Source organism: Ideonella benzenivorans (assembly GCF_020387415.1).
GTDB classification, from domain to species: domain Bacteria; phylum Pseudomonadota; class Gammaproteobacteria; order Burkholderiales; family Burkholderiaceae_C; genus Ideonella; species Ideonella benzenivorans.
Genome location: NZ_JAGWCB010000020.1, coordinates 33,743 through 54,456, shown reverse-complemented (window position 1 = coordinate 54,456; position 20,714 = coordinate 33,743). Strand labels below are relative to the sequence as shown.

Genomic DNA, 20,714 nt, shown 5'->3' with positions numbered 1-20,714 from the left:
GTCTGTGGCAGTCATTTATTTGATTGCAAATCATTTTCATTTACATTCGTGCACTTGCTGTTCATGCCGGCCCGGCTGCAGGCCCCTGCGGCCGGGTCATCACCCCTGCCCCATGAAGACTCACCGCCCCCTTGCCCGAAGCCGCCGGATGCGGCGCCCCTCCCCCCTGTCCTGGGCCCTGGCCACGGCCGCCCTGGGTTCCGCGGCCCACGCCCAGGCGCTGCCGGGCGCCGACGGCGCTGCAGCCGATCCGGCGCCCCCGTCGACCCAGCAGGTCATCGTCACGGCCACCCGCAGCGGCAAGGCCCTGGACAAGATCCCGGGCGCGGTGGCGGTGATCAGCCGGCAGGACATCGACACCCAGACCTTGGTCAGCGAGGACCCCAGCGCCCTGCTGGCCACCCAGGTGCCGGGCTACGCGCCGTCGCGTCAGAAGCTCAGCAGCTTCGGCGAGGGGCTGCGGGGCCGCAACGCCCTGCTGCTGCTCGACGGCATTCCCCAGACCAATCCCCTGCGCTACGGCGGCCGCGAGGGCTATTTCGCCGACGCCCTGATCATCGACCGCATCGAAGTGGTCAGCGGCGCCTCGGCGGTGCAGGGCATGGGCGCCACCGGCGGCATCATCAACACCATCACCCGCACGCCCACCGAGACCGGCACCCACCAGACCCTGGAGCTCAAGGGCAGCAGCCAGGGCCGCAGCCACACCCAGGGCTGGAAGGCCGGCTACATGCTGGAGCACCTGAGCGAGGGCGAGGACCCGTGGTCGGCGCTGCTGTATGTGGGCCGTCGCGAACAGGACATCGGCACCGACGCGCAGGGGCGCACGCTGGCCACGGAATCCCTGCACACGGCCAACGACGGCTTCCTGAAGCTGGGCCAGCGGGTGGGCTCGCAGCAGTTCCAGCTGATGGTCAACCAGTTCCATGCCGACGGCTTCAGCGACTGGGTGGACGTGCCGGGCGACCGCAGCACCGGCCTGCCCACCACCTCGGCCCAGGGCAGCCTGGCCTGGGCGCCGCCCCGCAGCCGGGTCCGCTCGGCCAGCCTGGGCTGGGACGACGATGACCTGGCCGGCGGCATGGCCTCGGTGCAGTTGTTCAAGCAGGACTTCCGCGCCCGCTACACCGGCGGCGTCATCACCACCTTCCAGGACGCCAGCATCGCCCCGGTGGGCACGCTGGTAGACCAGAGCCAGATCAATGCCGACAAATGGGGCCTGCGCAGCACCTGGGTGCGGCCCGATCTGGGCTGGCGCGGGCTGGAACTGACCACCGGCGTGGACCTGCTGCACGACACCTCCTCGCAGACCCTGACGATGACCGGCCGCACCTGGGTGCCGCCCCTGAAGTACCGCAGCCTGGCCCCCTTTGCCCAGCTGGAGTACAGCTGGGGCGACCTGACGCTGCGCGGCGGCCTGCGCCACGAGGACAGCCAGCTGGACGTGGACAGCTACACCACCCTGGCCTTCTACGGCAGCCGGCAGGTGGCGGGCGGCACGCGCCGGTCCGACCAGTTCGTGAAGAACCTGGGCGCCGTCTGGCGCTGGGGTGACAGCGGCTGGTCCAGCTTCGCGTCCTACAGCGAAGGCTTCGGCATGCCGGACGTGGGCCTGATCCTGCGCGCGGTGAAGACCGCGGGCCAGTCGGTGGACAGCCTGGTCGATCTGCAGCCCATCCTCACCTACAACCGCGAGCTGGGGGTGGCCTGGCGGGGCAGCGCCGGCAGCTTCACCGCCTCGGTCTATGACTCGCGCTCCTCGCTGGGCAGCCAGATCACGGTCAGCAACGGCATCGGCTCGGTGCAGCGCGTGCCCATCGAGGTCAAGGGCTTCGAGTTCACCGGCCAATGGCGGGCCGCGCCCGGGCTGACCCTCAACGCCCTGTACGCCCTGACCCGGGGCCGCACCGCCGCGTCGGCCGGCGCGCCGCTGAGCCTGGACCTGGGTGCCCGCTCGCAGGGTCCGGACAAGCTGGTGCTGAGCGGCCAGTGGCGCCTGAACGACGCGCTGGACAGCCAGCTCACGCTGTCGCACTTCCGTCCGCGCGACGCCAACGAGGGCAAGCTCTCCGGCACCACCTCGCTGGCCGAGCACTTCAGCGGCTACACCGTGGTGGACCTGGCCGGCACCTGGCACACCGCGCAGGGCAACTGGAGCCTGGGCGTGGAGAACCTGCTGAACCGCCAGTACTTCACCTACTACGGCCAGGCCAACTACTCCGGCACCAACGACGACTACTACGCCGGCCGTGGCCGCACCGTGACCCTGGCCTGGAAGCGTCGGTTCTGATGCGGTCGACCCGTCCCGGGTGGGTGTGGCTGCACCGCTGGGCCGGCCTGGTGGCCGGCCTGCTGATGGTCCTGCTGGGCCTGAGCGGCGCGCTGATGGTCTGGCAGGCCGAGCTGGACCGGGCCCTCAACCCGGCCTGGCTGGGCCCGCAGGCCCTGTGCCCGGGCCCGGCGCCGGCGCAGCCCGTTGCCGCCACGCTGGCGGTGCTGCGGCGCAGTGCCCCGCCAGCCCGGCCCGCCGTGGTGCTGGCGCCCGAGCAGCCCGGCGCCGCCTGGCGCGTCTGGGAAGCCCGCGACCCGCGCACCGGCTGGCGGCGCGAGCATTTCATCGACCCCGTCTGCGGCCGCGCGCTGGGCTGGCGCGACCGGGGCGCACCCCGGGCCGACCGCGCCCACCTGGTGCCCGCGCTCTATGAACTGCACAGCCATCTGCTGGCCGGCGATGCCGGGCACAAGGTGGTGGGCACCGGCGGCCTGCTGCTGCTGGGCCTGAGCCTGAGCGGAGCCTGGCTGGCCTGGCCCCGGCCGGGCAGCCGGGCCGCCTGGCGCCGGACGCTGAGCATCCGCACCGACGCCTCGCGGGTGCGCCTGTGGTTCGACGCCCACCGCGCCCTGGGCCTGTGGGGACTGCCGGTGGCCCTGCTGCTGGCGGGCACCGGCGCGATGATGGTCTTCAAGGACAGCAGCCGGGCCCTGGTGGGGGCCGTCTGGCCGCTGCAGCCCGCAGCGCACGCCGCCCGGGCCGACACCCCACCGACCGGACCGGCCCTGCCCCCCGATGCCCTGGTGGCCCGTGGCGAGGCGGTCTTTCCCGGGGCGCGCTGGTCCCGCCTGAGCCTGCCCGCCCGTCCGGGCGCGCCGTGGGAACTGCGCCTGCTGCAGACCGGCGAGCCCCGGGCCGACACGGGCAACACCCGGATCCGGCTGAGCGCCGATGGCCGTGTGCTGTCGGTCCAGGACCCGCTGCACAGCGCCCCGGGCAACCGGGTGCTGGACTGGGTGTTCCCGCTGCACTCGGCCGAGGCCCTGGGCGGGCTGGCTCGCCTGCTCTGGACGGTGTTCGGCCTGCTGCCCGCGGTGCTGCTGGGCAGCGCGGCCTGGCTGTGGTGGCGGCGCACGCGCATGCGCCGCGCCCAGCTCAGAGCTTGCGCACCTCGATGCGGTGCTTCTGCAGCGCGTAGCCCAGCTGACGCGGGGTGACCTTGAGCAGCCGGGCCGCCTTGGCCTGCACCCAGCCGCACTGCTCCATGGCCCAGATCAGGCGCTCGCGCTCGCCCTGCGGCGGCTCGCTGCCGAACTGGCGCGGCGGCAGCACGCTGGCATCGGTCAGGCGCTCGGTGGGGCCGATGCGCACCACGGTGTCATCACCGTCCTCTTCGTCATCGTCGAAATAGCCGCCGCCATGCCCGGCCGGGGTCACGGCCCGGCGGTTGTCGACCGGAACACTGCTGCCGTCCGGGCGGCCCACCTTGTTGACCGTGATGGTGGAGGCCGGTGCCACGGCATCCTCCTTGTCCATGTGGTGCAGCGTCTGCGTCAGGCAGCGGTTGCTCTTGCAGGGGAAGGCCAGATCGCGGATGGCCTCGCCGTGCACCATGGTGGCGGTGCGCTCGATGCAGTTCTGCAGCTCACGCACATTGCCCGGCCAGTAGCAGTTGGCCAGCACCTGCATGGCCTCGGGCGTGACCTTGAGGTGGCGGTGGTTCTCCTTGTTGTAGCGGTCCAGGAAGTGGGCCACCAGCGGCGGGATGTCGTCGCGCCGCTCGCGCAGCGGCGGCAGGAAGATGCTGACCACGTTGATGCGGTAGTACAGGTCGGCGCGGTACTCGCCGCGCTGCACCATGCGCTCCAGGTCGCGGTTGGTGGCGCAGATCAGGCGCACGTCCACCTTGACCGGGCGGCTGCCGCCCACGCGCTCGAACTCGCGCTCCTGCAGCACGCGCAGCAGCTTGGCCTGGAAGCCCGGCGAGATGTCGCCCACCTCGTCGAGGAACAGCGTGCCGCCGTGGGCGAGCTCGAAGCGGCCCTTGCGCTCACCCACCGCGCCGGTGAAGGCGCCCTTCTCGTGGCCGAACAGCTCGGACTCCAGCAGCGACTCGGTCAGGGCCGCGCAGTTGACCTTGATGAAGGGCGCGTCCTTGCGCGGGCTGAGGTAGTGGATCGCGCGGGCGATTTCTTCCTTGCCGGTGCCGGATTCGCCGCGCAGCAGCACGGTGGAGCGCGAGGGCGCCGCCTGGTGCACCTCGGCAAACACCCGCTGCATGGTCTTGCTGTGGCCCACCACGTTGTCCAGTGAGTAGCGCCGGCGCGGCGCCTCCTGGCTCAGGGCCTTCTGCAAGCGGGTGGTCTCCAGCTGCAGGCGGGCATGCTCGGCGCTGACCGAGCGGTGCAGCGCCAGCGACTGCGCCAGCAGCGTGGCCACCATGGTCAACAGACGCTGGTCGTCCGACAGCCGGGCCATGCCCTCCACCTCGCGCTGCGCCGCCAGCACGCCCAGCGTGGTCTGGTCGGTGCGCAGCGGCATCACGATGAAGGCCAGCCGCTTGCCCTCCTGCGGGCCGAAGGCGCCGGTGCGGTCGATGAACTCGGCACTGTCCTGCACATTGGTCACCACCACCGGCAGGCCGGATTCATAGACGCGGCCGATGACCCCTTCGCCCTGGTCCCAGTGGCCCCGGGCGATCTGGTCCCGGCTCAGCCCGACGGCGCTGTGCACGAACAGCTCGCCTTCGTCCGGATCGGACAGGACGATCATGGCCCGCAACAGCCCCAGCTGGGCCGCCAAGGTGTTGAGGGCCGCCCGGAAGGTGCGCTGGATGTCCAGCGAATCCCCGAGGATGCGACACACCTCGTAAATGGTGCTGAGCTCCAGATGGGAGCGTTCCTGTGCGATGCGGCTGATCACGGTGCACCTCCAGCAGTCCTTGGGGAGCCGTTGCGGTGCATGTCACCGCCTTGGCACCAAGTCCATGCCTCGTCACAGCGCATGGGGCGCATGGCGGGCCGGGCCTGGACGAATAACTGCAAGATTCCTGCCGTCTCGCGCCCCGTCACCGCCTCCGAAGAGGACTCCTTCGCATGGGGTTGATACAGGTCAAACGTGAGCACGCAGGGGCTCGCTCACCAGGTGGCGGCGGGGGCCAGCAGGCGCTGCACCGGCTCACCCTTTTCGAGGTGGCTGTCGAAGATCTCGACCACGTCGGCCGGCGTCACCCCCTGGTAGAGCACCCCTTCGGGATACACCAGCACATTGGGCCCGCCATCGCAGGGGCCCAGGCAGCCGGAATAGGTGATCGCCACCTGCTCGTAGGCCTGGCGCTTCTGCAGCTCCCCCCAGAAGGCCTGCAGCAAAGGCGATGCCCCCTTGGCGGCGCAACTGCCGCGCGGGTGACCTGGCGGACGTTGCTGGCTGCACACGAAGACATGGCGTGTGGGACGGGTCATGGTGGAGAGTTCCTTTCCAGTCGGGCGGCCAAGCGGCCAGGGGCCTGCCAGCCGCGTGGGGAGATGGGGTCAGGCCGGCAAGGCGTTCAGGCGCTTCTCCAGGGCCGCCATGTGCTCGGCCTCTTCGGCCGCGAACTCGCGGGCCAGGGCCTTGAGCTCGGCATCGGGCGTGGTGGCCGCGATGGCGGCGTACCAGGCATGGCAGCGGCGCTCGCTGTCCAGCGCCAGCTGCAGCGCGCCGCGCGCGTCCAGTGACGCATCGACGCCGACCCAGTCGGCCACCTCGGGGGAGACGCCGTCGGGCCACTGGAACTCGCTGGGGGTCAGCTCGGGCAGCTCGCGGAAGCCGCCGCGGGCCACGGCCTCGGCCAGGTGCTTGCGCGAATAGCCGGCCATCTCGGTGAAGAAACGGCGCAGCTCCGCATTGCCTTCGGTGCCCATGGCCGCCGCCAGCTCTTCGTAGCGGCGGGCCGCCTCGCGCTCCAGGGAAATCGCGTGCGCGAGGAATACGTCGACGTCGTGCATGTCAGCCAAACTTGAAAAGAATGCCGTGACCACCGCGCGGGTACTCCCACGCGACATTGCTGTGCTCGGTGCAGATGACCCGGCAGCTGCCGCATTCCAGGCAGCCGTCGGTGATCAGCGTCACCGTGCGGTTGCCCTCGGTCTTGTAGCAGGAGGCCGGACAGACGTAGGTGCAGGCCTGGGACTGGCAGTCGTTGGCGCAGACCTCCGGGGCCTTGATCTGGATGTGCGGCCGACCGTGGTCGACCTTGTAGCGGTTCTGGAACAGCTTGTTCTCGACGTTGACAGCAGCGGTGCTCATGGCGCTCTCCGGTCAGTGTGAGGAAAGGGTGGCGGCCTCAGCGGAAGGCGCGCCAGAACTTGAAGGCATCGCTCACCAGGCCGGTGAGGCGGCGGGCGCCCTTGAAGCTGCCGAGGATCTCGCGCTCCTTGGTCTTCTTGTCCACGCCATCGACGGTGAACATCGTCTTGGCCGCGCGGTTGATCAGCTCGGGGTAGGTGGTGAAGAACTGCGGCGTGGTGTGCAACACCTCCGGCATCGCCTTGTACTTCTTCAGGTCCTTCATCACGAAGGACTCGTCCATCTTGGTCTTGTAGAGCTTGAGGTTGGCCTCGGTGGGCGCCTTGTTGCCCTGCTTGAGCGCGACGATGGTCTCGCCCGCCAGGCGGCCGCTGGTCATGGCCAGGTTGGAGCCCTCGCGGTGCACCGCGTTGACGAAGCCGCCCGAGTCGCCGACGATGATCCAGCCGTTGCCGTAGATCTTGGGCACGGCGTTGTAGCCGCCCTCGGGGATCAGGTGGGCCGCGTACTCCTTCATCTCGCCGCCTTCGATCAACGGGGCGATGCTGGGGTGGGCCTTGAGCTTCTCCAGCAGGGCGTAGGGGCTGGTGCGGTTCGGGTTGGCCTTGAAGTCCGACAGCAGGCAGCCGATGCCGATGGTCAGCGAGTCCTTGTTGGTGTAGAGGAAGCCGGTGCCGACCATGCCCTCGGTGACCTTGCCCATCAGCTCGATCACCACGCCCTCTTCGTCCTTGATGTTGAAGCGCTGCTGGATGACTTCCTCGGGCAGGAAGAGGATTTCCTTGACCGCCAGGGCCACGTTCTTGGCCTGCAGTTCGGGGTGGAAGCCGGCCTTGCGCGCCAGCGTGCTGTTGACGCCATCGGCCAGCACCACCACGTCGGCATAGACCTCGCCGCCCAGGCGGTCGCAGCGCACGCCGATCACGCGGTCCTTGTCCAGCAGCAGCTCGTCCACCGTGGTTTCGCAGACCAGCAGGGCGCCGGCCTCGCGCACCTTGCTCGAGAACCACTTGTCGAACTGGGCGCGGATGATGGTGTAGCGGTTGTAGGGCGGCTTGTTGTAGTCGTCGCTGCGGTAGTGGGTGCCGATGAAGCTGTCGTCATCCATCACCCAGATGCGCTGCTCGATGATGTGGCGCTCCAGCGGCGCGTCCTCGCGGAAGTCGGGGATGATCTTCTCCAGCGCATCGCTGTAGAGGATGGCGCCCTGCACGTTCTTCGAGCCCGGGTACTCGCCGCGCTCGATCTGCAGCACCTTCAGGCCGGCCTTGGCCATGGTGTAGGCGGCGGCATTGCCCGAGGCCCCGGCGCCGACGACGATGGCGTCAAACTTCTCTTTGGTAGCGGACATCGTTGTTCTCCTGAGGGGTAAGGGTCAAGCCACCTTGCGGATCTGCTTGGCGAGGCGGGCCTCGAAGGCCTTGGTGAGAGCCGGCAGCACCTGCAGGGCATTGCCGACGATGCCGAAATGGGCGAAGTCGAAGATGGGCGCGTTGGCATCGGTGTTGATGGCCACAATCACGTCCGAGCTCTCCATGCCCACCCGGTGCTGGATGGCGCCGGAGATGCCGGCGGCGATGTAGAGCTTGGGCCGCACCGTCTTGCCGGTCTGGCCGACCTGGCGCTCGGCCTCCACCCAGCCGGCCTGCACCACCGGGCGGGTGGCGCCCACCTCGGCGCCCAGCACGCGGGCCAGGTCCCACACCAGCTTGAAGTTGTCCGGGTTCTTCAGGCCCTTGCCACCCGAGACGATCACGTCGGCATAGGCCAGGTTGACCGTGTTGCGGTTGGCGTCGGGAATGAAGTCCAGCAGCTTGGTGACGATGTCGGTCTCCACCATGCCCAGCGTGGCCTCGGTGATGCTGCCGCTGCGGCTGTCGTCGCGGCGCGGCATCGGCGCGGTGCGCGGGCGCATCGTGGCCATCTGCGGCCGGTAGGCCAGGGTCATGATGGTGCACAGCAGGCTGCCGCCGAAGGTCGGCCGCGTGGCGGCCAGGGCGCGGGTGGTGCCGTCGATGTTCAGCTCGGTGCAGTCGGCCGTCAGGCCGGTGCCCAGCGTGGTGGCCACCGAGCCAGCCAGGTCGCGGCCCATGGTGGTGGCGCCCAGCAGCAGGATCTCGGGCTGGTACTGGTTGACCAGGTCGGTCATGCCCTTGGTGAAAGGCTCGTTGCGGTAGCCCTTGAGCACCGGATCGCGCATCACGTAGCAGCTGTCGGCGCCGTAGGTGTAGGCCTCCTTGGCGAACTCGTCGAGCTTCTCGTCGGGGCCGCCCATGACCACACCGGCCACCGACACGCCCAGCTTGTCGGCCAGCTTGCGGGCCTCGCCCATCAGCTCCCAGCTCACGGAGTGAACCTGGCCTCGGTCGTGTTCGATGAAGACCCAGACGCCCTTGTAGCTCTTGAGGTGTTCGGGCAGTTCCAGATTGCGGCCGCGGCCGGCCGGCTTCAGGGGGGCGTTTGCATTGCTCATGGCAGGTGCTCCTTGGGGCGGCGCGTCAAGCAGAAAGGTGGTCCACGATCTCCTGCTCCAGCATCGGGTGCTGGGTGAAGATCTTGTCGAGCAGGTTGAGCGTGACGTCGTTCAGGCTGGTGTCGGCCACGCTCAGCATGTCGGCCTTCTCGCTGCGCGGCGTGGGGCCGAAGACCTTGCTCACCACGGTGGGCGAGCCCTTCAGGCCGATCTTGGTGACGTCCTCGATGCCGGCATCGTCCTTGTTCCACTTGCGCACCTGGAAGCGCGCCGCGCGCAGCATGTCGTCCATGGTCGCGAAGCGCATCTCGTTGGTGCCTTCGAGCATGGTGATCAGGCTGGGCAGCGTGGTGTCGAGCAGTTGCACACCGCCCTCGGCGCGGCGCTCCACCTGGATGCGACGGTTCTCCAGATCCACCTTCACGATGCGGCTGACGTAGGTCAGCAGGTTCCAGCCCAGGCGCTTGGCGATGCCGGGGCCCACCTGGGCGGTGTCGCCGTCGATGGTCTGCTTGCCGGTGAAGACCAGGTCCACCGCCTGCTCTTCGTGGATCTTCTTGATCGCCGAGGTCAGCGCGTAGGAAGTGGCCAGGGTGTCGGCGCCGGCGAAGGCGCGGTCGGTCACCAGGATGGCGTCGGTGGCGCCGAAGCTGATGCACTTGCGCAGCGCCTCCTCGGCCTGCGGCGGGCCCATGCACAGCATCGTGACGCGCCCGCCGAACTGGTCCTTCAGGCGCAGGGCCTCTTCCAGCGCGAACAGGTCATAGGGGTTCACGATGGCCGGAACGCCCTGGCGCATGATGGTGTTGGTCACCGGGTGGACGCGGATCTGCGCCGAATCCGGCACCTGCTTGATGCAGACGACGATGTGCATGGAAGTCTCCGGTGGAGGTGGTGCGGCTCAGGCAGCGCGCAGGTTGGCGGGAGGGGTGGCGGCGGGCGCGCCTTCGCGGCGTTCGGCCAGGCTGTCGCGCAGCTTGGACAGCGACACATGCTGCTGGCCACCGGCGTCCTGGAAGACCTTGAAGACCTTCTCGGTGGCGGCGTCGGACTGCACGAAGTCCTGGTAGGCGTGCACCAGCAGCTCGCGGTAGCGCTGGAACATCGCCAGCTCGTCCAGCCCGCCCAGGCCCTCGGCCTTGTGCAGGTACTGGTAGAAGCGCTTGAGGATGTGCAGGCGGTTCACGTTGACGACGTGCTCGTCGTACGCGATGCCGAAGAAGTCGAGGAACTCGTTGGCGCTGGAGAGCGCCTTGAGCTGGGTGATGAAGTCGTTCATACGAGGCTCCAGACCGTCAGGCGGCCAGACGGGGGGACAAGGTGGTGCGGACATCCGCATGGAAGCGCAGCAGATCGGCGTTGTCGGGCGGGTGCTTGGTGGCCAGCACGTGGGCACGGATGCGCTCCAGCAGCACCGGCACCTCGTCGCCACCCAGCGTCAGGCCCAGTTGGCCGTAGGCCGCGATGACCGCGTGCGAGCCGCTGTGCTTGCCCAGCACCAGGGTGTGGTGGCGCCCCAGCTCGGCCGGGTCGAAGCCCTGGTAGTTGCGCGGGTCCTTGAGCAAGCCGTCCACATGGATGCCCGACTCGTGGGTGAAGACCGCCTCGCCGACGATGCTCTTGTTCTGGGCCACCGGCCGGCCCGAGGCGCGGGCCACCAGATCGGAGATGCCCGCCAGTGCCAGGCCGTTCACCCCGCTCTCCACCCCGTAGAGATGGCGCATGGCCATCACCACCTCTTCCAGCGCCGCATTGCCGGCCCGCTCACCCAGGCCGTTGACCGTGGTGCTGACGTGCGTGGCCCCCGCCCGCCAGGCCGCCAGCGTGTTGGCGGTGGCCAGGCCCAGGTCGTTGTGGGCGTGCATCTCGATGGCGATGTCCACCTCGCGGCGCAGCGCGCCGATGCGGTGGGCCGTCTCGAAGGGGTCGAGGATGCCCAGGGTGTCGGCGTAGCGCACCCGCACCGCGCCGGCATGCTGGGCCGCGGCCGCCACCTTGGCCAGGAAGCCGTCATCGGCCCGCGACGCATCCTCGAAACCGACGCTGACCAGCGCGCCGGCATCGGTGGCCCGGTGCACATGGCGGATCACGCTGGACAGCACCCAGGCGCGGTCCCGGCCCAGCTTGCGCTCGATCTGCAGATCCGAGACCGGGATCGACAGGTGGACCAGGTCGGCGCCGCAGCGCAGCGCGCCTTGCAGGTCGGCCTCGCACATGCGGGCCCAGACCATGGTGCGGGCCTTCAGCCGCAGGCCCACGATGGCCTGGATCAGCTCGACCTCGTGCGCACCCATCGCGGGGATACCGATCTCCATCTCCGGCACGCCGGCGGTGTCCAGCGCCTGGGCGATGGCCAGCTTCTCCTCATCGGTGAAGGCCACGCCAGCGGTCTGCTCACCGTCGCGCAGCGTGGTGTCGTTGATCGTGAAAGGCCAGGTCCGGTCGAAGGTGTCCATGTCGGCGTCCTCGTTGGATGGACCTCTCAACGCAAGCGGTGTGCCACCCCTCTCACAGCACCCAATCGATTGATTTCATTGGGTTTTTCTGCCGATCCGCCATGCCCGAAGCGGCTGTGGGTTTTGTCGCGTTGCCGACAGCTGGCGGCTGGCTCAGGCAGGGAGCCTGGCGACGACGGTGGGCAGCGGTGGGCGGCTGCCCGTGTCCGGGGGCGTGGAGGGTGCCGAGGGATGGGGGTGGCGGGCCGGGGGGCGCGTCAGCGCGCCCTTCCCGTCTGACTCACCGTGGGTGTCTGAGCGGAGCGCGCCTGGCGCGCGCAGCGAGTTCCACGGTGCCGGCCCGCCGCGTCCAGCCCGAGGAACGTCCGAGCGAAGGCGAGGACCACCCGATCGCCCCCGGACACGGGCAGCCGCCCGCCGCCGGGGCAAGCGCCCGCCACGAGGGAAACATCACTCCCGCGCGTGGTTCTTCGAGTACTTCGGCAGTTCCACCACCAGCCGTGTGCCGTTGAGCTTGACGCAGCAGGACAGCCGCGACTGGGCGTCCAGGCCCCAGGCGTCGTCCAGTTGGTCTTCCTCGTCCTCGTCGGCCGCCGGCAGGCCGGCCAGGCCCTCGCGGATGTGCACATGGCAGGTCGCGCAGGCACAGACCTTCTCGCAGGCGTGTTCGATCGCCACGCCGTTCGCCAGCAGCGCGTCCACCAGCTTCTGCCCGGTGCGCGCCTCGAAGGACACCCCGACCGGGCAGAGCTCCGGATGCGGCAGCACCGTCACCGAGGTGGGCGGCTTGGCCGGCTTGGTGGATTCAGCGGCCGGGGCGTCAGAGGTGGCGGTCATGGTCGGCTCCGGAACAAGATGAATGAAGGCTCAGGCGGCCAGACCATGCGCGGTCGGAGCCGGGGCTCCCAGCGCACCGGCCAGGGTGTCGAGCGACTGCCCCGACAGCGCCTCGCGCACCCGGGCGTCCATGCGCCGGGCTGCAAACGGCGTGGTGGCCTGGTTCAGGCCCTCGGTGGCCTGGCGCAGGCGCTCGCGCATCGTGCGGTGCTCATGCAGCGACGGCCCCTCGTCCTCGGCACATTCCTCCAGGCCGTCGGCCACGTCCTGCATGGCACGCAGGATCACGAACTGTTCGCGCGCCAGCAGCAGATGGCCGTCCGCCCGCAGCGCGGCCTCCACCGCATCCAGCAGACGCCGGGCCTCGACCTCGGCCTCGCGCAGCATGCGGGCGGCGGCGTCGGCCTCGGCGCTCTGGATGGCCGACTGCAGCATGCCGGCCACCTCGTCGTTGGCCAGGCCATAGCTGGGCTTGACCTCGACATGGGCCTGCACGCCCGAGGTCTGCTCCTGCGCGGTCACGCTCAGCAGCCCGTCGGCGTCGATCTGGAAGGTCACGCGGATGCGCGCCGCCCCCGCCACCATCGGCGGGATGCCGCGCAGCGTGAAGCGCGCCAGCGAGCGGCACTCGCTGACCAGCTCGCGCTCGCCCTGCACCACATGCAGGGCCATCGCGGTCTGGCCGTCCTTGAAGGTGGTGAAGTCCTGCGCCCGCGCGGTGGGCACGGTGGAGTTGCGCGGGATGACCTTCTCGACCAGCCCGCCCATCGTTTCCAGCCCCAGCGACAGCGGGCAGACATCCAGCAGCAGCAGGCCGTTGTCGCCCACCGCCTTGTTGCCGGCCAGCTGGTCGGCCTGGATGGCCGCGCCCAGGGCCACCGCCTGATCGGGGTCGATGCCGGTGTAGGGCTCGCGGCCGAACAGCGTGGCCACCGCGCGGCGCACCTGCAGCAGCCGGGTCGAACCGCCGACCATCACCACGCCATCGACCTCGTGCGCCTTCAGCCCGGCGTCGCGCAGGGCGCGCTTGACCGGGCTCAGCGTGCGCTCCACCAGCGGGCGGGTCAGCGCATCGAACGTGGCCCGATCCAGAGCGGCGGCATAGGCCTGGCCGCGCGCGGCACAGGTGGCGGTCATCGTGGCCACCGCCTGGTCGGAAAACGCCTCCTTGGCCTGGCGGGCCGCGGCGCGCAGCGCGCCGGCATCCACCGGGCCCCAGGGGGCGGTCGGGCATTGGGCCAGGAACCAGTCCACCAGGGCCTGGTCGAAATCGTCGCCGCCCAGCTGGGCATCGCCGTTGGTGGCCAGCACCTCGAACACGCCGCGCGACAGGCGCAGCACGCTGACGTCGAAGGTGCCGCCGCCCAGGTCATAGACCACGTAGACGCCCTCGTTGGCGGTGTCCAGGCCATAGGCCACCGCCGCCGCGGTGGGCTCGTTGAGCAGGCGCAGCACAGTGAGGCCCGCGGCCTGGGCGGCGTCCTTGGTGGCCTGGCGCTGCGCGTCGTCGAAATAGGCCGGCACGGTGATGACCGCGCCCACCAGCGGGCCGCCCAAGGCCGCCTCGGCGCGCTCCTTCAGCGCCCGCAGCACCTCGGTGCCGACCGCCACCGGGCTCTTCACGCCCGCCACGGTGCGCACGCCCACGGCGCTCTCGCCCAGGGCTTCCAGCGCGTAGGGCACCACCCCGGCGGGGATGTCATCCAACGCGCGGCCGATCAGCCGCTTGGCCGAGGCGATGGTGTTGAACGGGTCCTGCGCGGCCAGCGCGCGGGCGGCATCGCCCACCGTCACCGTGCCATCGGCCGCGTAATGCACGACGGAGGGCAGCAGGCAGCGCCCCGCCTCGTCGGCCAGCACCACCGGCACGGCGCTGCGCACGGTGGCCACCAGCGAGTTGGTGGTGCCCAGGTCGATGCCCACCGCCAGCCGGTGCTGGTGCGGCGCCGCGGCGCGACCGGGTTCAGCGATTTGCAACAGAGCCATGGTCAAGCACTCCTGGTGGTTCGCGCCTCCGTCCAGCGGCCACCGCGGAACCGGCTTGGCCGGGCCGCTGGTGGCGCCCCCTTGAGGGGGCCGCCGAAGGCGGTACGGGGTGGTCCGTCAGACCGCGAAGGACTCGCCGCAGCCGCAGTTGGCGGTGGCGTTGGGGTTGTGGAACTTGAAGCCCTCATTGAGGCCTTCGCGCACCCAGTCCAGCTCGGTGCCGTCCACCAGCGGCAGGCTCTGGGCGTCGACCAGCACCTTCACGCCTTCGGTCTCGAAGACCTGGTCCTCGGGGTTGGCCACATCGGCGAACTCCAGCGCATAGGCATAGCCGGAGCAGCCGCTGGTCTTCACGGCCACGCGCAGGCCGACGCCGCCGCCACGCTGCGTCAGCGCCTTCTGGATCTGCTTGGCCGCCTTGGGCGTCACGCTGAGCGTCATGGCCGTCTCCTTCAGACCGAGAACGAGCTGCCGCAGCCGCAGGTGCTGGTGGCGTTGGGGTTGCGGATCACGAAGCGCGAGCCTTCCAGGCTGTCTTCGTAGTCAATCTCGGCGCCGGCCAGGTACTGCAGGCTCATCGCGTCGACCAGCACCTTGATGGCGCCGCGCTCGACTTCCAGGTCGTCTTCCTTGGCGGTGTCGTCAAACGAGAAGCCGTACTGGAAGCCCGAGCAGCCACCGCCGGTGACGAAGATGCGCAGGCGCAGGTTGGGGTCGTTCTCCTCGGCCAGCAGTTCGCCCACCTTGGTGACGACGGCGTCGCTGATGCTGATGGGCGGTTGGCCCTCGGCGAAGACGGGCATCACCGGCGGCGTGGCCGGGGTGGAGCTGCAGCTGCTGGCGGCGCCATTGGGTTGGGACTGACAGGCCATGGGAATCTCCGTGTCGGGTGAGGGGTTCGGGGGGAGCGCGTTGGGGACCGCCGCCTTCAGGCGTTGGCCGGCGCACAGGCGGGTTGTTCCAGCGTGCTGGCCCCCGTCTTCGTGCGGTAGTCGTTGACCGCGGCCTTGATGGCGTCCTCGGCCAGGATGGAGCAGTGGATCTTCACCGGCGGCAGCGCCAGCTCTTCGGCGATCTGGGTGTTCTTGATCTCCAGCGCCTGGTCCAGCGTCTTGCCCTTGACCCATTCGGTCACCAGCGAGCTGGACGCGATGGCCGAGCCGCAACCGTAGGTCTTGAAGCGGGCATCCTCGATCACGCCGGTGGCCGGGTTGACCTTGATCTGCAGCTTCATCACGTCGCCGCAGGCCGGCGCGCCCACCATGCCGGTGCCGACGCCTTCATCGGCGGTTTCGAAGCCGCCCACATTGCGCGGGTTCTCGTAGTGGTCGATGACCTTGTCGCTGTATGCCATGGGGTGCTCCTGAAAGGGGTTGTGGGGTCGGGTCAGTGCTCGGCCCACTGGACCGAGTTGAGGTCGATGCCGGCCTGGTGCATGTCCCACAGGGGGCTCAGGCCGCGCAGGCGTTCCACGGTCTCGCGCACCTGGGCGGCGGCGCGGTCGATGTCCTGTTCGGTGGTGAAGCGCCCCATCGAGAAGCGGATCGAGCTGTGCGCCACCTCGTCGGACAGGCCCAGGGCGCGCAGCACGTAGCTGGGCTCCAGGCTGGCCGAGGTGCAGGCCGAGCCCGAGGACACCGCCACCCCCTTGATGCCCATCAGCAGCGACTCGCCTTCGACGAAGGTGAAGCTCATGTTCAGGTTGTGCGGGATGCGCCGGGTCAGGTCGCCATTCACGATGACCTCGGGGATGTCGGCGAGCCTGGTCAGCAGCCGGTCGCGCAGCGCCCGGATGCGCACGTTCTCGGTGGCCATGTGCTCCTTGGCCAGGCGGTAGGCTTCGCCCATGCCGACGATCTGGTGCGTGGGCAGCGTGCCCGAGCGCATGCCGCGCTCATGGCCGCCGCCGTGCATCTGGGCCTCGATGCGCACGCGGGGCTTGCGCCGCACGTACAGCGCGCCGATGCCCTTGGGCCCGTAGCTCTTGTGGGCCGACAGGCTCATCAGGTCGATGCACTGGCTGTGCATGTCCAGCGGGATCTTGCCGGTGGCCTGGGCCGCGTCCACATGGAACAGCACGCCCTTGCGGCGGCAGAGCCGGCCGATGGCGTCGATGTCCTGCACCACGCCGATCTCGTTGTTGACGGCCATCACCGACACCAGGATCGTGTCAGGACGCATCGCCGTTTCCAGCACCGCCAGGTCGATCAGGCCGTTGGCCTGCACCGGCAGATAGGTGACCTCGAAGCCCGCGCGCTCCAGCTCGCGCATGGTGTCCAGCACAGCCTTGTGCTCGGTCTGCACCGTGATCAGGTGCTTGCCCTTGCTCTGGTGGAACTGGGCCACGCCCTTGATGGCGAGGTTGTCGGACTCGGTGGCCCCACTGGTCCAGACGATCTCGCGCGGGTCGGCACCGATCAGCGCGGCCACATGCTCGCGGGCAATCTCCACCGCTTCTTCGGCGGCCCAGCCGTAGGCATGGCTGCGCGAGGCGGGATTGCCGAACTGCTCGTACAGGTAAGGGACCATGGCCTGGACCACCCGCGGGTCCACCGGCGTGGTGGCAGCGTAGTCCAGATAGATCGGCTTGACGGTTTCCATCGTAGCGACTCCCGAGGGCTGTTCATGCCCCAAATCGCAACCACCGTGCCAGCCCCAGGCCCGTCCGAGAAAATCTTGCAAGTCCTTGATCTGATACGGATTTCCGACAAGACCACATGGTCATCATGGCCATGCCCGCCCCCCACCTCGTCGCGTCGTCGGCCGGGCCTGTGGCGTTTGTCGGCATTTCGACGCGCGTCAGCCATGCCGGCGATGGCGGCTGCCCTCGTGGGCGCGCGATGGCACCCAATCTGCTTGCCAGCAGCGCAGCCCACCAGGAGATGACGATGAACCTGTTCACCGGCGAGGCCGCCCACGAGTTGTTCGGCGGCGAGCCCCCTCCCCACATCCGGACGCTGCTGGACCAGGCCCAGGCGCTGCCGCGCGATCAGGTGTCCAGCCTGCTGTGGACCGCGCAGGCCTGCGCCCCGCAGGCGCTGGCGGTCTATTACCTGCTCTACAAATGCCACGCCGGGCTGCGGGAGTTCGCGCTGGCCGAGAAGGCGGCCCGGACGGGCTTGGCCGAAGCCGCCCGCCAGGCCGGCCTGCCCGAGAACTGGCGCCTGGTCCAACCGGGCATGTCGGATTTCGGCGGCACCGGGCCGCAACGTTTCTGGCTCTTCACCTTGAAGGCCCTGGCCTTCATCTCGGTGCGCAGTGGCCGGCCCGAGGAGGCACAGGCCCTGCTGGATCAGATCCGGTGGCTCGACCCGCAGGCCAGCGTGGGCGGCGAGGTGATTGCCAGCCTGCTGGCGGCCGCACAGGCGCCGGGGCGCTGACAGCGTCCGAGGCCGGTGACATGGGCCCTCGGTCGGGCGGCCGCCGCCGCGCGGCTCAGGCCGCGAAGCGGAACAGCTCGGGCTGCGACTGGCGGTACACACGCAGCCAGCTCAGGGTGGCGGGCACCAGCGAGCGCACGCCGAACCAGAGCGCGTCGTCCCGCGCCGGGCCTTCCTCACGCAACGCGATGCTCATGCCACGCCAGCCCGCCCAGTCGATCTCGGGCATGGCCTGGATGGTGGTGCCCGGCAGATCGCGCAGCATCGCCGCCAGCACGCCCAGCTGCCGCGTGACCTCGCCGCGGGTCAGGCGCGAGCCCAGCAGCTCGCCCTCTTCCAGCCCCTCGGTCAGCGTCAGCACGGCCGAGCCGGCTTCCTCGATGGACCCCAACATCGCGGCGGTGATCATGGCGTGCCTCCTTGCATTTGCATCCCAACCTCAGCATGTTTAGTGCCAGCCTGTGCAGCCCGCTAGACTGCGCCTGCCCCTTGCTCGGCACCAGCCGGGCCAACCCTGACCCCTCCTCACACGGATCCCGATTGCCATGGCCAGTTCCCGTCGCGCCGCGCGTCCCGCCCTCAAGGGAAGCATCTCGTTGCAGACGCCGCTGGGCGCGGTGCTCAGCGACAGCCGCATCCGCCTGCTGGAAGCGATCGACCGGGTGGGATCGCTCAACCGCGCGGCGCGCGAGGTGCCGCTGTCCTACAAGGCCGCCTGGGATGCGCTGGACACGATGAACCAGCACGCCCCGGAGCCGCTGGTGGTGCGCGCCACCGGTGGGGCGGGCGGCGGCGGCACCCGCCTGACCGACTACGCGCGTCAGCTGGTGGCCCTCTACCGGGCGATGGAGAGCTCGCAGCAGGACATCCTCAACCGCCTGCCCGGCGTGCCGACCGAAGGCGATGCACCAGCACTGCGCACCCTGATCCGCCGCATGAGCATGCGCACCAGTGCGCGCAACCAGCTGGCCTGCCATGTGCTGGACCTGACCGACCGCGGCGGGCTGGTGGACGTGCGCCTGGACCTGGGCCAGGGCGATGCGATCGTCGCCACCATCACCCCCACCTCGGCCCAGGCGATGGAGTTGCGCCCCGGCGACGAGTTGTACGCGCTGATCAAGGCCCCCTGGGTGCAGGTCAGCCTGCGGGCGCCGCGCCGCCAGGCCAGCCGCAACCGGCTGTCCGGCCAGCTGGTGTCCCTGCAGCCGCGCCGCACCCACACCGGCTGCACGGTCGCGCTGACCGGCGGCCTGCGGCTCGAGGCCACGGTGCCCAACGAGGAGGCCACCGCCCTGGCCCCCGGCGATCCGGTCTGGGCCAGCTTTGCCACCGACAGCGCGGTGCTCGTCACCTTCCGTTGACCTGGCCGAACCCCGCGGAGGTCGACCGCCCCGCGCGGGATGGGCACAATCTCGCTTCCGTCAGTTTTTCCGGATGTCCATGACCTCGATGCCCACGCCGCCCGCGGCAGATCCGTCGACCCCGTCCGCGGTCGACACCGCGGCCCCCCAGAGCGCTCCGCAGAGCGCGCCGGAGAGCGCACCGCCCAGCAGCCCGCAAGGCGCGGCCCCGGCGATGAGCGCGGCCGAATGCGCCGAACAGCTCAAGCAACGCTTCCCGGCCCTGTTCGGCGGCGCGCCCAAGCCCATCAAGCTGCGCGTGCAGGCCGACATCCAGGCCCGGGCGCCCGGCGTCTTCCCCAAGGCCGCGCTGTCGGCCTTCCTGCGCCGGCACACCGGGGCGACCAGCTATCTGGTGGCGTTGAGCAAGGCCAGCCACCGTCTGGACCTGGACGGCCAGCCCACCGATCCGGTCAGCGACGAGCACCGCCAGGCCGCTGTCGAGGAACTGGCCCGCCGCCGCGCCATCACCCAGGCCCGCCGGGCCGAGGAAGACCAGGCCCGCCGCGAGCGCGCGCACCTGCTGCGCGATTTCGAGAAGACCACGCTGACCGAGGCGAACTTCTGCGCGCTGAAGGGCCTGTCGGCCGAGGCGCTGCAGACCACGCTGGCCCAGGCCCGGCAGGAAGCGGCCGAAGCCCCACCGCGCGACCCGCGCCACGACCCCCGCGGCCCGCGGGAAGGCCGGCTCGAGCGGCCGTTCAGGCCGGATCGCGCTGCCAGGGGGGCAGGCGGGCCCCGCAATCGCGGCAGTAACGGGCCGAAGGCAGGTGGCCCTCGCTGAGGCATTCGGGGCAGTGGCGCGTGGTCGGCTCCTGGCCGCGGCGCGCAGCGAACTCGGCGCTGACGATGCCCGTGGGCACCGCCAGCGTGCCCCAGCCCAGCAGCATCATGGCCGATGAGATCAGCCGGCCCAGGTCGGTCTTGGGCGTGATGTCGCCGAAGCCCACCGTGGTCACGGTGGTGATGGCCCAGTAGACCGACACCGGGATGCTGGTGAAGCCGTTGGCCGGCCCCTCGACCACATACATCAGCGTGCCCAGCACCACCACCATCATCAGCACGAAGGTCAGGAAGATCAGGATCTTGCGCCGGGTGGCCCACAGCGCCGTGCCCAGCGCGCCGTACTCGGCCACGTAGGCGCCGAGCTTCAGGATCCGGAAGATGCGCAGCAGGCGCAGCACGCGCACGTCGATCAGCGCGTGCAGGCCGGGCACCAGCACCGCCAGATAGGTGGGCAGCACAGCCAGCAGATCGATCACGCCATAGAAGCTGCGCGCGTAGCGCCAGGGATGGCGCACGCACAGCAGGCGGGCCAGGTACTCGGCGCTGAACAGCCCCGTCAGCGTCCATTCCAGCACCGACAGCAGGACCCCATGCTCGGATCGCAGGCTGGCCATGCTGTCGGCCATCACGACGCCGATGCTCAGCAGGATCAGCCCGATCAGCCCCAGATCGAACAGGCGCCCCGCCCGGGTGTCGGCCTCGAAGATGATGGTGTAGAGCCGCAGCCGCCAGCCCGCCTGAGGACGCCCCAGCGGGGTCAACAGTTCATCGGTGCGGGACGGCGTGGGGGAAGCGGGGGCCGGGGCGGTAGAGGTCATGGCTGCAGATCGGCACGAT

The 20,714-nt window shown here is 70.0% G+C and carries 22 protein-coding genes; 5 read left to right on the top strand and 17 right to left on the bottom strand.

Annotated features, from left to right (window positions below; genetic code table 11):
* Positions 1-148 precede the first annotated feature (148 nt).
* On the top strand, positions 149-2,290 hold the full coding sequence (locus KGA65_RS18985; protein WP_225864697.1) for a TonB-dependent receptor: 2,142 nt from the start codon (positions 149-151) through the stop codon (positions 2,288-2,290).
* On the top strand, positions 2,290-3,489 hold the full coding sequence (locus KGA65_RS18980) for a PepSY-associated TM helix domain-containing protein (RefSeq protein WP_225864696.1): 1,200 nt from the start codon (positions 2,290-2,292) through the stop codon (positions 3,487-3,489). The genes KGA65_RS18985 and KGA65_RS18980 overlap by 1 nt, the downstream gene beginning before the upstream one ends.
* Here KGA65_RS18980 and nifA read toward each other — a convergent pair.
* From nifA to KGA65_RS18905, 15 genes are all read right to left on the bottom strand, one after another.
* On the bottom strand, positions 3,428-5,194 hold the full coding sequence (gene nifA, locus KGA65_RS18975; RefSeq protein WP_225864695.1) for a nif-specific transcriptional activator NifA: 1,767 nt from the start codon (positions 5,192-5,194) through the stop codon (positions 3,428-3,430). The genes KGA65_RS18980 and nifA overlap by 62 nt on opposite strands.
* A 215-nt stretch (positions 5,195-5,409) precedes the next feature.
* Positions 5,410-5,733 carry a (2Fe-2S) ferredoxin domain-containing protein gene (locus KGA65_RS18970; RefSeq protein ID WP_225864694.1) on the bottom strand — a complete coding sequence of 108 codons (324 nt, stop codon included), beginning with the start codon at positions 5,731-5,733 and terminating at the stop codon, positions 5,410-5,412.
* A gap of 69 nt (positions 5,734-5,802) precedes the next feature.
* Entirely contained in the window at positions 5,803-6,258 is a 456-nt protein-coding gene (locus KGA65_RS18965; RefSeq protein ID WP_225864693.1) for a ferritin-like domain-containing protein, read from the bottom strand.
* A gap of 1 nt (position 6,259) precedes the next feature.
* Positions 6,260-6,559, bottom strand: a complete 300-nt coding sequence (locus tag KGA65_RS18960; protein WP_022981353.1) for a ferredoxin family protein — start codon at positions 6,557-6,559, stop codon at positions 6,260-6,262.
* 37 nt (positions 6,560-6,596) lie between these two features.
* A complete protein-coding gene (locus KGA65_RS18955; protein ID WP_225864692.1) occupies positions 6,597-7,910 on the bottom strand; it encodes an FAD-dependent oxidoreductase in 1,314 nt (437 codons plus the stop codon).
* Between the two features lie 24 nt (positions 7,911-7,934).
* Positions 7,935-9,032 carry an electron transfer flavoprotein subunit alpha/FixB family protein gene (locus tag KGA65_RS18950; protein WP_225864691.1) on the bottom strand — a complete coding sequence of 366 codons (1,098 nt, stop codon included), beginning with the start codon at positions 9,030-9,032 and terminating at the stop codon, positions 7,935-7,937.
* A gap of 25 nt (positions 9,033-9,057) precedes the next feature.
* The gene (locus KGA65_RS18945; protein ID WP_225864690.1) at positions 9,058-9,906 is read right to left on the bottom strand and encodes an electron transfer flavoprotein subunit beta/FixA family protein; all 849 of its coding nucleotides are present in this window, start codon (positions 9,904-9,906) and stop codon (positions 9,058-9,060) included.
* Positions 9,907-9,933: 27 nt separating this feature from the next.
* Entirely contained in the window at positions 9,934-10,311 is a 378-nt protein-coding gene (nifW, locus tag KGA65_RS18940; RefSeq protein WP_225864689.1) for a nitrogenase stabilizing/protective protein NifW, read from the bottom strand.
* A gap of 16 nt (positions 10,312-10,327) precedes the next feature.
* Positions 10,328-11,488, bottom strand: a complete 1,161-nt coding sequence (nifV, locus tag KGA65_RS18935; protein ID WP_225864688.1) for a homocitrate synthase — start codon at positions 11,486-11,488, stop codon at positions 10,328-10,330.
* A gap of 450 nt (positions 11,489-11,938) precedes the next feature.
* Complete coding sequence (gene fdx, locus KGA65_RS18930) at positions 11,939-12,325, bottom strand: ISC system 2Fe-2S type ferredoxin (RefSeq protein WP_225864687.1); 387 nt, start codon at positions 12,323-12,325, stop codon at positions 11,939-11,941.
* Positions 12,326-12,355: 30 nt separating this feature from the next.
* A complete protein-coding gene (gene hscA, locus KGA65_RS18925) occupies positions 12,356-14,311 on the bottom strand; it encodes a Fe-S protein assembly chaperone HscA (RefSeq protein ID WP_225864686.1) in 1,956 nt (651 codons plus the stop codon).
* Between the two features lie 117 nt (positions 14,312-14,428).
* Positions 14,429-14,752 (bottom strand): HesB/IscA family protein, encoded by a 324-nt coding sequence (locus KGA65_RS18920; protein ID WP_225864685.1) that lies wholly within the window; start codon positions 14,750-14,752, stop codon positions 14,429-14,431.
* Between the two features lie 11 nt (positions 14,753-14,763).
* Positions 14,764-15,183, bottom strand: a complete 420-nt coding sequence (gene erpA / locus KGA65_RS18915; protein WP_225864684.1) for an iron-sulfur cluster insertion protein ErpA — start codon at positions 15,181-15,183, stop codon at positions 14,764-14,766.
* Positions 15,184-15,239: 56 nt separating this feature from the next.
* On the bottom strand, positions 15,240-15,665 hold the full coding sequence (gene iscU, locus KGA65_RS18910) for a Fe-S cluster assembly scaffold IscU (RefSeq protein WP_225864683.1): 426 nt from the start codon (positions 15,663-15,665) through the stop codon (positions 15,240-15,242).
* A 32-nt stretch (positions 15,666-15,697) separates the two neighbouring features.
* The gene (locus KGA65_RS18905; RefSeq protein WP_225864682.1) at positions 15,698-16,912 is read right to left on the bottom strand and encodes an IscS subfamily cysteine desulfurase; all 1,215 of its coding nucleotides are present in this window, start codon (positions 16,910-16,912) and stop codon (positions 15,698-15,700) included.
* A gap of 287 nt (positions 16,913-17,199) precedes the next feature.
* Between KGA65_RS18905 and KGA65_RS18900 the strand changes: the two genes are divergently transcribed.
* Positions 17,200-17,691 (top strand): hypothetical protein, encoded by a 492-nt coding sequence (locus KGA65_RS18900; protein ID WP_225864681.1) that lies wholly within the window; start codon positions 17,200-17,202, stop codon positions 17,689-17,691.
* A gap of 55 nt (positions 17,692-17,746) precedes the next feature.
* Here the strand turns inward: KGA65_RS18900 and KGA65_RS18895 are convergent, their stop codons facing one another.
* Positions 17,747-18,100 (bottom strand): hypothetical protein, encoded by a 354-nt coding sequence (locus KGA65_RS18895; protein ID WP_225864680.1) that lies wholly within the window; start codon positions 18,098-18,100, stop codon positions 17,747-17,749.
* A gap of 136 nt (positions 18,101-18,236) precedes the next feature.
* Here KGA65_RS18895 and KGA65_RS18890 point away from each other — a divergent pair, with 136 nt between their 5' ends.
* Positions 18,237-19,052 carry a TOBE domain-containing protein gene (locus tag KGA65_RS18890; RefSeq protein WP_225864679.1) on the top strand — a complete coding sequence of 272 codons (816 nt, stop codon included), beginning with the start codon at positions 18,237-18,239 and terminating at the stop codon, positions 19,050-19,052.
* Positions 19,053-19,131: 79 nt separating this feature from the next.
* On the top strand, positions 19,132-19,875 hold the full coding sequence (locus tag KGA65_RS18885; RefSeq protein WP_225864678.1) for a ProQ/FINO family protein: 744 nt from the start codon (positions 19,132-19,134) through the stop codon (positions 19,873-19,875).
* Here KGA65_RS18885 and KGA65_RS18880 read toward each other — a convergent pair.
* On the bottom strand, positions 19,793-20,695 hold the full coding sequence (locus KGA65_RS18880; RefSeq protein WP_225864677.1) for an ion transporter: 903 nt from the start codon (positions 20,693-20,695) through the stop codon (positions 19,793-19,795). The two genes, KGA65_RS18885 and KGA65_RS18880, sit on opposite strands and share 83 nt — an antisense overlap.
* Positions 20,696-20,714 lie beyond the last annotated feature (19 nt).